Source organism: Georgenia sp. 311, assembly GCF_006151955.1.
GTDB classification, from domain to species: domain Bacteria; phylum Actinomycetota; class Actinomycetes; order Actinomycetales; family Actinomycetaceae; genus Oceanitalea; species Oceanitalea wutianyii.
On the sequence record NZ_VDFS01000044.1, the window covers coordinates 3581 to 12500 of the forward strand.

Sequence of the window (8920 nt, forward strand, 5' to 3'; positions counted from 1 at the left end):
CGCGCGAGGCGCACCCGAGCTTGGCGAGCACGCGCGACACGTGGGTCTTGGCGGTCGCCTCGCTGATCCCCAGCGCCTCGGCCAGGCCGGCGTTGGACAGGCCCTGGCCGAGCCCGGCGAGCACCTCGCGCTCGCGGTCGGTGAGCGTGGCGACGTCGGCGGGCACCTGCGCCTCGTGCGGCTCGGGCGCCCGGACGAGGGCGCTGAGCAGGCGGCGCGTCACCTCGGGCGCCACGACCCCCTCCCCGGCGGCGACCCGCCGGACGGCGTCGACGAGCGTCGCGGCGTCTGCGGTCTTGAGGAGGAAGCCGGCGGCACCGGCGCGCAGCGCCCCGAAGACGTACTCGTCGAGGTCGAACGTCGTGAGCACGAGGACGTCGGCGAGCCCCGCGGAGACGATCTCGCGGGTGGCGGCGATGCCGTCGGTGCCGGGCATGCGGATGTCCATGAGGACGACGTCGGGGCGCAGTGCCCGCGCGTTGGTCACCGCGCTCGCGCCGTCGGCGGCCTCGGCGACGACGACGACCTCCCCGCTCTGCTCGAGGATGAGCCGCAGGCCCGAGCGGATGGCGGCGTGGTCGTCGGCGACGACCACCCGGAGGCTCACGTGCCCGCCCCGAGCGGGATCCGGGCGCGCACCAGCCACCGGCCGTCCTCCCGGCCGGCGCGGAACGAGCCGCCCAGGGCCTCGGCCCGCTCGCGCATCGTCAGCAGGCCGACGCCGCCGCCGGCCGCGGGAGCGGTCTCACCGGCAGGGTTGGCGACCTCGATGCGCATCTCCTCGCCGAGCGCGACGAGGACGTCGACAGGGCCGGGCCGCCCGTGCTTGAGCGCGTTGGCGAGCGCCTCCTGGACGATCCGGAACGCGGCCTGGTCCACCGCCGCGGGCAGCTCCGGCAGGTCGGAGGGCACGTCGACGGTGAGCTCCATGCCCTGCCCGCGGAACCCTGCGGCCAGCCCGGCGAGCTCGCCCAGCCGCGCCGGGCTGGTGCGCGCCTCGTCACCGGTGCGCAGGAGGTCGATCATCGAGCGCATCTCGCGCAGCGCCGCGACGCTCGCCGAGCGGATCGCGGTGAGCGCCTCACGGTCGCGGCGGGCCGCCTGCTCGGCGTCGGCTGGCCGGGGAGCGGCGAGCGCCGCCTCGGAGTGGATGGCGACGGCGGACAGGTGGCTGGCGAGCGCGTCGTGCAGGTCCCCGGCCATCCGGGCGCGCTCGGCGAGGACGGCCTCCTGCTCGCGCAGCTGCCCGATGCGGGCGAGGTCGCGCGCCCGGGCGGAGGCGAGCGCGGCGATCTCGGTCTGCTGGCGCACCGAGGTGCCCCACCACAGGGGAGTGCCGAGCACGGCGAAGGCGAGGAGGGCGACGTTCGCGCTGTCGCGCAGCTCGCCGGTCGCGGCGAACGCCGCGGCCCCGCTGCCGGCGACGATCACGGCCGCCCCCACCCGCAGCCGGCGCAACGCCGGCGCGCTCACCCGCAGCGCCGCGGAGTAGAGGAGGTCGAGCAGCCCGACCATGACGCCCATGCTCCCGCCGAGGACGGCGTCGAGAGCGGCGACGACGGTCCCGGCCGCGAGCGAGAGCAGCGGGCGGCGGGCCTTGCCGAGCATGACGGCGCACATCGCGGCCAGGGTGAGGACGAACCACCACAGGTCGGTGGGGACCTCGGGCCCCCGCCACACGCCGACCAGGCCGACCGCGAGGAGCGCGAGGCCGACGAGGAACGTGCCGGCGGCATCGCTGCGGACCCGGGCGTGCTCCGTCGCCCGCGCCCGTTCCCACATGCTCCTCACCGCTCCTGGCACGCCCCCATCCCAGCACACGCGCGCGAGCCGCGGGTCAGTCGAAGGATGTATGCGGGCGCCGGTGGTCCTGCGTCCGACGGCCGACGACGGCGCGGGGGCAGCGGCGCGAGGCTCGGGCCATGACCACGATCACCGCCGGCACCCTCGCCGTCCTCGCGCTCGTCGACTCGACGAGCTTCGGCACGCTCCTCATCCCCATCTGGTTCCTCCTCACCCCGGGACGGGTGCGGGCCGGGCGCGTGCTCCTCTTCCTCGCGACCGTCGCGGGCTTCTACTTCCTGCTCGGCGTCGCGCTCGTCGCCGGCCTCGGTGCCGTCCTGGGGGACGCCGGCGCCCTCCTCGACAACCCCGTCGTCGGGCGGCTCCAGCTCCTCCTCGGCGTCGGGATGCTCGTCGGCAGCTTCTTCATCGGCCGCAAGAAGGAGGGGCAGGCGGGGCGGCCGGGACGGCTGCTGCGGTGGCGGGAGCGGGCCATGGGCACGGAGACCGGCTCGGGCGTCGGCGGGCTGCTCAGCCTCGCGCTCGCCGCCGCCGTCCTGGAGGTCGCGACGATGCTGCCCTACCTCGCGGCGACGGGGATCATCGGGTCCTCCGACCTCGGGGCACCGGCCCGGCTCGGCGTGCTCGCCGCCTACTGCCTCGTCATGGTGCTCCCGGCCCTCGTCCTGCTCGCCGCCCGCCTCACCGCGGGCCGTCTCGTCCAGCCGCTGCTCGAGCGGGTCGCCCGGTGGATGGAGCGCACGGGCGGGGAGACGACGGCGTGGATCGTCGGCATCGTCGGCTTCCTCGTCGCCCGCGACGCCGCCACCCGGATGCCCGAGCTGCTGTCCTTCCTCGGGTGAGGCAGGTCAGGCGGCGCTGAGCGCGGCACGGTCGCGCCGTGCCACGAGCCGGTTGAGGCGCTCGGACATGACCAGGCCGAGCGCGGCGAGGACGGCGAGGAAGAAGGGGAACACCCACGGACCGATCCACGTCGAGAGCACGCCGAAGAGCGGCGGCGCGAGCGTCGAGCCGGTGTAGGCGGCGGCCATCTGGATGCCGATGACGGCCTGCGAGCTGCGCCGGCCGAAGTTCGCCGGCGTCGAGTGGATGATCGCCGGGTAGACCGGCGCGCAGCCCAGCCCCGCGACGACGAGCCCGGCCAGGGCCAGGACGTCGGTGGGCAGCGGCAGCGCGATCATCAGCGCCCCGAGGGCCACGACGAGGAACCCGCCGCGGATGAGCAGGCGGTCCCCGACCCGGTCGGCGAGGAACCCGGCGAGGAACCGCCCGGTCGTGATGCCGAGGAGGAAGAGGGAGGCGAACGCCGCCGCGGTGGCGACGTCGACCCCGCGCCCGGTGACGAGATAGGTGGACGCCCACAGGATCGCGGTGCTCTCCAGCGCGCAGTAGGCGAAGAACGCGCTGATGACGAGCGTGACGCCCGGGATGCGCAGCGCCTGCCGGAGCGGGACGTGGGCGCGGTGGCCGGTGCCGGGCTCGCCGTCGTCGTCGTGGTGGGGGTGGGTCTGGTTGACCTTGCCCCACAGCGGCAGCGCGGCGATGAGCGCGACGGTGAGGACGGCCTGGGTCGCCCCGACGACGAGGTAGCCGCCGGTCCAGTCCAGGCCCGAGGTCAGCGCGTAGCTCATGATGAACGGGCTGATGGAGGCGCCGAGGCCCCAGAAGCTGTGCAGCCAGTTCATGTGCCGCGCGGCGTAGTGCAGGGCGACGTAGTTGTTGAGGGCGGCGTCGACCGCTCCCGCGCCGAGGCCGTAGGGCACGGCCCACAGGCACAGCGCGACGAACGAGCCGGAGAAGGAGAAGCCGACGAGCGCGGCCGCCGTCAGTCCCACGCTCACCGCCGTGACGAGCCCGGCCCCGAACCGGCGGGTGAGCCGCTCGGAGCCGAGGCTGGAGACGATCGTGCCGACGGCGATGATCATCGTGATGAACCCGGCGAAGGCGACCGGGACGCCGAGGTCCTCGTGCATGACCGGCCACCCGGCCCCGACGAGGGAGTCCGGCAGACCCAGGCTGACGAAGGCGACGTAGATGATCGCGAGGAGGAGCGAGTACACGGGAGTCCAGGGGTGGTGGGCGACGACTGGGACCGACGCTACCGCCGCCCTCCTCGGGACAGCGCCACCGGCCCCGAGGAGGCGAGGAACGTCACCTCCGGCGCCCGTGCCTCGCCCCACGGGCGGGGGAGTCGCTAGCCTGGCCGGATGACCTCCACCTCCTCGAGCACCATCGTTCCGCGCGGCGACGGCCGCGCCCCCGACGAGCTCCGTGAGGTCCGGTTCACCCGAGGCTGGCTCGACCACGCCGAGGGCAGCGTGCTCGTCGAGTTCGGTGCCACCCGCGTGCTGTGCGCCGCCTCCTTCACCCAGGGCGTGCCGCGCTGGCGCAAGGGCTCGGGCGCGGGCTGGGTGACCGCCGAGTACGCGATGCTGCCCCGCTCGACCAACACCCGCAGTGACCGCGAGTCGATCAAGGGCCGGGTCGGCGGCCGCACCCACGAGATCTCCCGGCTCATCGGGCGCTCGCTGCGGGCCGTCATCGACGTCGGCGCGCTCGGGGAGAACACCATCGTCCTGGACTGCGACGTCCTCCAGGCCGACGGCGGCACCCGCACCGCCGCCATCACCGGCGCCTACGTCGCACTCGCCGACGCCGTCGCCTGGGGCCAGGCGCAGGGCGCGATCGCGCCGGGCACGGTGCTCACCGACTCCGTCGCGGCCGTGAGCGTCGGGATCGTCGGCGGCCAGCCCGTCCTCGACCTGCCCTACGTCGAGGACGTCACGGCCGAGACCGACATGAACGTCGTCGTCACCGGCTCCGGTGGCTTCGTCGAGGTCCAGGGCACCGCCGAGCGCAAGCCCTTCGAGCGTCACGAGCTGGACGAGCTGCTCGACCTCGCCGTCGCCGGCACCGCCAAGCTCACCGAGCTCCAGCGGGCGGCGCTCGCCGCGCCGCTGCCCGGCCGGTGAGCGCGGCCGCCGCGCCGCGGCTGGTCCTCGCCACCCACAACGCCCACAAGATCGGGGAGCTGCGCGCCATCCTCGCGCCCCTGCTGCCGGACCTGGACCCCGCGTCCGTCGTCGGCGCGGCCGACGTCGGGGCGCCGCAGCCGGTCGAGGACGGCGTGACGTTCGCCGAGAACGCCCTCATCAAGGCGCGGGCGCTCGCCGCCGCCACCGGCCTGCCGGCCGTGGCGGACGACTCCGGGCTGGCCGTCGACGTCCTCGGCGGGGCCCCCGGCGTCTTCTCCGCCCGCTGGGCCGGACGCCACGGCGACGACCGGGCCAACCTCGAGCTGCTCCTCGCCCAGCTCGCCGACGTCCCCGCCGAGCACCGCGCGGCGCGCTTCGTGTGCGCCGCCGCGCTCGTCACGCCGCAGGGCCACGAGCACGTCGAGACCGGGACGATGCCGGGCCGGCTGCTCACCGCACCCCGCGGCAGCGGCGGCTTCGGCTACGACCCGATCCTCCAGCCCGACGGTGAGGAGCGGTCCGCCGCCGAGCTCAGCGCGGAGGAGAAGAACGCGATCTCCCACCGCGGCGAGGCCTTCCGCGCGCTGGCCCCCCACGTCGCCCGGGTGCTCGCCGGCTGACGAGCCCCGCGAAAACCCTGGTCGACCGGGGCCCGACCTCGCTAGCGTGGGCCGATGGCCAGGGAGTTCCAGGTGACGTTCGACTGCGCCGACCCCGAGCGGGTGGCGCGCTTCTGGTGCGAGGTCCTCGGGTACGTCGTGCCCCCACCGCCGCCCGGGTTCGACTCGTGGGAGACCTTCGACGCCTCCCTGCCCCCGGAGCACCAGGGATCGGCCTTCGCGTGCGTCGACCCCGACGGCGCCGGGCCGCGGCTCTTCTTCCAGCGGGTCCCGGAGGGCAAGACCGTGAAGAACCGGGTCCACCTCGACGTGCGGGTGGGCACCGGGCTCGTCGGTGCGGAGCGCCTCGCGACCCTGCAGGCGGAGTCCGACCGGCTCGTGCCCCTCGGTGCGCGGGAGGTCCGGGTGTTCCAGGCCGACGGCGTCGACGAGTCGTTCATCGTCATGCAGGACGTGGAGGGCAACGAGTTCTGCCTCGACTGAGCAGCCTCAGCGCGCGGTGCGGGATGCTCTCGACACGAGCAGCCGGACGAGCCGCCACCCGAGGAGCAGGGCACCGAGCACCCCGAGGGCGACGAGCACGAACGCCGGCGCGGTGCCGTCACCGCCCCAGGCCCGCAGTGCCATGCCGCCGCCCCAGGTGACCAGCCACGCCACGACCCCGCCCGGCCACAGCCGCAGCGAGCCGTCGCGCACCAGCAGGGCCACGACGAGCCGGGCGAGGAGGAAGGGCAGCGCGACGTCGAGCACCTCGGCGACCGAGCGCCCGCCCTCGTGCGCGCCGCGGCCGAGCCAGGCGAAGAGGACGACGGCGGCGCTGTCGAGCAGGAGCGCGGCCACCCGCTCGGTCCAGCGGCCCGGGCCCAGCGCCCGCGTGGCACGCCCGACCTCCAGCCCCTGCGGGCCGGTACCGGGCTGCATGCTCACGGCAGCCGGCCCACGTGGGACAGCGCCTGGCGCAGCACGGTGCCGTGCCCGTCGACGAGCTCGGCCTGGACCTCGGGCAGGAGCGCCTCGGTCGGGGTGAACCAGCCGACCTCGAGGGTGTCCTGCTGGGGGTGGCAGTCGCCGTCGACGGGGACGACGTAGGCGAGGGAGACGGCGTGCTGGCGCGGGTCGTGGAAGCCCGGGCCGGGGGTGGGGAAGTACTCCCCGACGGTGAACGGCTGGGGGGAGAGCGGGATGCGCGGCAGGCACAGCGAGCCGAGGTCCTTCTCCAGGTGGCGCGTGAGCGCCTGGCGCAGGGTCTCGTGGTAGAGCACGCGGCCCGAGACCAGTGCCCGGGTCAGCGACCCGTCGGTCACGCGGAGCAGCAGGCCGACCTGCTGGACGATCCCGGAGGCGTCCACCCGCACCGGCACGATGTCGACGTAGAGCATCGGGACCTGGCGGCGGACCCGCTCGAGGTCCTCGGGGGGCAGCCAGGGGGTGATGTCGTCGGAGGCCAGTCCGCTCATCGCGTTCTCTTTCGTGTTGCGTGCACGCCCGCCAGGGCGAGGGAAGGTCGTGCGCGAGGCGGGACTCGAACCCGCACGTCCGAGGACACCAGGACCTAAACCTGGCGCGGCTGCCAGTTACGCCACTCGCGCGTGGGCCCAGCCTACGGGCTGGCCCCTCAGTCGACGCCCAGGTCCTTGCGCAGCCGCGCGACGTGTCCGGTCGCCTTGATGTTGTACCTCGCCAGGGTGACGGTGCCCTCGCGGTCGACGACGACGGTCGAGCGGATGAGCCCGGTGTAGGTCTTGCCGTAGTTCTTCTTCTCCCCCCAGGCGCCCCACGCCTCGCTCACCGCGTGGTCGGGGTCGGAGGCGAGGGGGAAGGTGAGGGACTCGGCCTCGGCGAAGCGCGCGAGCTTGGCCGGCTCGTCGGGCGAGATGCCGACGACGGCGTACCCGCGGGCCTGGAGGGCCGCGAGGCTGTCGCGGAAGTCGCACGCCTCGGTGGTGCAGCCCGGCGTGGAGGCGGCCGGGTAGAAGTAGACGACGACGCCGTTGTCGGCGGAGGCGCGCAGGTCCGCGAGGCTCACCGGGGCGCCGTCGGCGGTGGTGAGGGTGAAGTCCGGGGCGGTGTCACCGGGGGAGAGCTGGGGCACGGGTCCTCCGTCGTGTCGTCGTCGGGTCGGGGAACCCCAGGATCGCACGGGCGGTGGCCATGCGGGTACGAAGATACGTAATCACGTACTAGGGTGGCGGGATGTCAGCAGACCGCCTTGCCGCGCTCGAGGCGCGGGTCGCCGCCCTCGAGGCCCGGCTCCACGCCCCCGCCCCCGCAGTCCCGCCCGCCCCTCCGGCCGGCAGCCCGCTGTGGGCGCTGGAGGGGTTGCAGGCGCGGGTGGAGGATCCGGGCGCCGTCATGCTCGTCGGACACGTCGAGCTGCCCGACGGGCGACGCGCGCAGTGGCAGCTCGGCGCTCCCACCGAGGACCTCCTCGGCACCGACTGGACGGAGGAGGCAGACGTCCTCGTCGCGCTCGGCCACCCCGTGCGCCTGCGGCTTCTCCGGCGGGTCCTCACCGGCGCGGCGACCGTCGCCGAGCTGCTCGACACCGAGGGGGTCGGCACGAGCGGGCAGGTCTACCACCACCTGCGCCAGCTCACCGCGGCCGGCTGGCTGCGCGCCGTCGGCGGGGGCAGGTACGAGGTGCCGGTGGCACGCGTCGTGCCGCTGCTCGCCGTCGTCCTCGGGGGGCGGCGATGAGGCGCGCAGTCGCCCGGTGGCAGACCTGGTGGACCCGGCTGTTCGTCGCCGCGGTGCTCGCCGGCGTCCTGCTGCCGGTGGCGCCCTGGGGGCTCGTCGTCGCCGTCCTCGCCTTCGGCCTGTCGCTCGTCCGTCCGCCCGCGACGACGCGCGGGCCGGTCGACCTCGGGGCGCCGCTACGGGGCCGCTGGGTCGTCATCAACGGTCCGGGCACCGCCGTGCCGAGCCACGGGGTCAAGGCCTACGGGCAGGCCTACGCCGTCGACCTCCTCCAGCCCGCGCCGGACGCCCCCGCCACCCTCGGCTGGGGCCTGCGGGCCCGCCGTCCCCAGACCTACCCGTCCTTCGGGCAGCCCGTGCACGCGATGGCCGGTGGCACGGTCGTGCGCGCCCGCGACGGGCAGCGCGACCACGGCGCCCGCGACACCTGGCCCCTCGTCGTGTGGATGATGACCGTCGAGGGCTTCCTCCGCGAGCTCGCCGGACCGGGCCGGATCCTCGGCAACCACGTCCTCGTCCGGCACGAGGACGGCACCGTCGGTACCTACGCCCACCTGCGCCGGGGTTCCCTCGCCGTCCGCGAGGGGGAGACGGTGCGGACCGGGCAGGTGCTCGGCGAGGTCGGCAACACGGGGAACACCTCCGAGCCGCACCTGCACGTCCAGGTGACCGACCGGGCGCCGCTGACCGCCGGGGCGGGCGTGCCGATGCGGTGGCGCGTGGCCGCCGTCGTCGGGGAGAGGGACGAGCGCTGGTCCACCGGCCCGCGCCGCCCGACCGCGCTGCCGTGGTTCCCGGAGAACGGAGAGGTTCTCGAGCTGGGCT

Annotated in this window: 12 protein-coding genes and 1 tRNA gene; 6 read left to right on the forward strand and 7 right to left on the reverse strand. The window is 75.2% G+C overall.

Features of this window, described 5'->3' with window-relative positions; genetic code table 11:
- On the reverse strand, nucleotides 1-607 hold a 607-nt coding region (locus FHE66_RS09190), incomplete at its 3' end, for a response regulator transcription factor (RefSeq protein ID WP_139072719.1).
- On the reverse strand, nucleotides 604-1782 hold the full coding sequence (locus FHE66_RS09195) for a sensor histidine kinase (RefSeq protein ID WP_139072668.1): 1179 nt from the start codon (nucleotides 1780-1782) through the stop codon (nucleotides 604-606). The genes FHE66_RS09190 and FHE66_RS09195, both read right to left, overlap by 4 nt.
- Before the next feature lie 140 nt (nucleotides 1783-1922).
- On the opposite strand from FHE66_RS09195, the gene FHE66_RS09200 reads away from it, so the two are divergent.
- Nucleotides 1923-2645 carry a GAP family protein gene (locus FHE66_RS09200; RefSeq protein WP_139072669.1) on the forward strand — a complete coding sequence of 241 codons (723 nt, stop codon included), beginning with the start codon at nucleotides 1923-1925 and terminating at the stop codon, nucleotides 2643-2645.
- Between the two features lie 6 nt (nucleotides 2646-2651).
- On the opposite strand, the gene FHE66_RS09205 is transcribed toward FHE66_RS09200, so the two are convergent.
- Nucleotides 2652-3863, reverse strand: coding sequence for a sugar MFS transporter (locus FHE66_RS09205; RefSeq protein ID WP_139072670.1), 1212 nt, complete (start codon nucleotides 3861-3863; stop codon nucleotides 2652-2654).
- 147 nt (nucleotides 3864-4010) lie between these two features.
- Between FHE66_RS09205 and rph the strand changes: the two genes are divergently transcribed.
- The 3 genes from rph to FHE66_RS09220 are packed head-to-tail and all read left to right on the forward strand — an operon-like array spanning nucleotide 4011 to nucleotide 5881.
- A complete protein-coding gene (gene rph / locus FHE66_RS09210) occupies nucleotides 4011-4775 on the forward strand; it encodes a ribonuclease PH (RefSeq protein ID WP_139072671.1) in 765 nt (254 codons plus the stop codon).
- Nucleotides 4772-5398 carry an RdgB/HAM1 family non-canonical purine NTP pyrophosphatase gene (rdgB, locus tag FHE66_RS09215; protein ID WP_139072672.1) on the forward strand — a complete coding sequence of 209 codons (627 nt, stop codon included), beginning with the start codon at nucleotides 4772-4774 and terminating at the stop codon, nucleotides 5396-5398. Before rph ends, rdgB begins: the two co-directional genes overlap by 4 nt.
- 54 nt (nucleotides 5399-5452) lie before the next feature.
- Nucleotides 5453-5881: a VOC family protein gene (locus FHE66_RS09220; RefSeq protein ID WP_139072673.1), complete on the forward strand. Its 429-nt coding sequence runs from the start codon at nucleotides 5453-5455 to the stop codon at nucleotides 5879-5881.
- A gap of 6 nt (nucleotides 5882-5887) precedes the next feature.
- Here FHE66_RS09220 and FHE66_RS09225 read toward each other — a convergent pair whose 3' ends face one another.
- The 4 genes from FHE66_RS09225 to bcp form a co-directional block, all read right to left on the reverse strand.
- A complete protein-coding gene (locus FHE66_RS09225; protein WP_230976597.1) occupies nucleotides 5888-6319 on the reverse strand; it encodes a DUF3054 domain-containing protein in 432 nt (143 codons plus the stop codon).
- 2 nt (nucleotides 6320-6321) lie between these two features.
- Nucleotides 6322-6855 carry an NUDIX hydrolase family protein gene (locus FHE66_RS09230; RefSeq protein ID WP_139072675.1) on the reverse strand — a complete coding sequence of 178 codons (534 nt, stop codon included), beginning with the start codon at nucleotides 6853-6855 and terminating at the stop codon, nucleotides 6322-6324.
- 50 nt (nucleotides 6856-6905) lie between these two features.
- A tRNA-Leu gene (locus FHE66_RS09235) sits at nucleotides 6906-6987 on the reverse strand.
- Between the two features lie 26 nt (nucleotides 6988-7013).
- The gene (bcp, locus tag FHE66_RS09240) at nucleotides 7014-7490 is read right to left on the reverse strand and encodes a thioredoxin-dependent thiol peroxidase (RefSeq protein ID WP_139072676.1); all 477 of its coding nucleotides are present in this window, start codon (nucleotides 7488-7490) and stop codon (nucleotides 7014-7016) included.
- A 101-nt stretch (nucleotides 7491-7591) separates the two neighbouring features.
- Between bcp and FHE66_RS09245 the strand changes: the two genes are divergently transcribed.
- Together FHE66_RS09245 and FHE66_RS09250 are read left to right on the forward strand one after the other, a co-directional pair.
- Nucleotides 7592-8095, forward strand: a complete 504-nt coding sequence (locus FHE66_RS09245; RefSeq protein WP_139072677.1) for a helix-turn-helix domain-containing protein — start codon at nucleotides 7592-7594, stop codon at nucleotides 8093-8095.
- Nucleotides 8092-8920, forward strand: an 829-nt coding sequence (locus tag FHE66_RS09250) for a M23 family metallopeptidase (RefSeq protein WP_139072720.1), incomplete at its 3' end; no start/stop codon positions are given. The genes FHE66_RS09245 and FHE66_RS09250, both read left to right, overlap by 4 nt.